The sequence below is a fragment of the Acidovorax cavernicola genome (assembly GCF_003581445.1).
Genome location: NZ_QXMN01000355.1, coordinates 1 through 557, shown reverse-complemented (window position 1 = coordinate 557; position 557 = coordinate 1). Strand labels below are relative to the sequence as shown.

General features: G+C 63.0%; 2 protein-coding genes. Both read right to left on the bottom strand.

Annotation, left to right across the window (positions count from 1 at the left end):
* On the bottom strand, positions 1-346 hold a 346-nt coding region (locus tag D3H34_RS33620), incomplete at its 3' end, for a flagellar hook-basal body complex protein (RefSeq protein WP_119558932.1).
* A gap of 13 nt (positions 347-359) precedes the next feature.
* Positions 360-557: flagellar basal body rod C-terminal domain-containing protein (locus tag D3H34_RS33615; RefSeq protein WP_286186600.1), on the bottom strand; the 198-nt coding region annotated here is incomplete at its 5' end.

Genomic DNA, 557 nt, shown 5'->3' with positions numbered 1-557 from the left:
GCGTATAGGCGGTGGTGCCGTCGGGCTGGGTGACTTCGAAGAAGCCGTTGCCGTTGATGGCCACGTCGAGCGAGTTGTTGGATTGCTGCAGGCTGCCCTGCAGGAAGTTGCGGCTGGTCGCCGCGGTGCGCACGCCCAGGCCCAGGTGCAGGCCCGTGGGCAGCTGGTTCTCTTCGGTGGTCTGGGCACCGACCTGGCGCAGGTTCTGGTAGATCAGGTCTTCGAAGACCGCGTTGGCGCGCTTGTAGCCCGTGGTCGAAACGTTGGCCAGATTGTGCGAGATGACGTCCAGCTGGGTCTGCTGGGCTTCCATGCCGGTCTTGGAGATGAAAAGCGAGTTGATCATGGCAAATTCCTGGTTATCCGTTCATGCTGAGCAGTTGCGCGGCAGTCTTGTCGTTGGTTTCCGCGGTCTGCATCAGGCGCATCTGCGTTTCGAACTGGCGCGAGGCGGCGATCATGCCGACCATGCTTTCGACCGAGTTGACGTTCGAGCCTTCGATCGCGCCCGACAGCAGGCGCGCGTTCGCGTCGTTGGGCAGCGGGTCGCCGTTGGC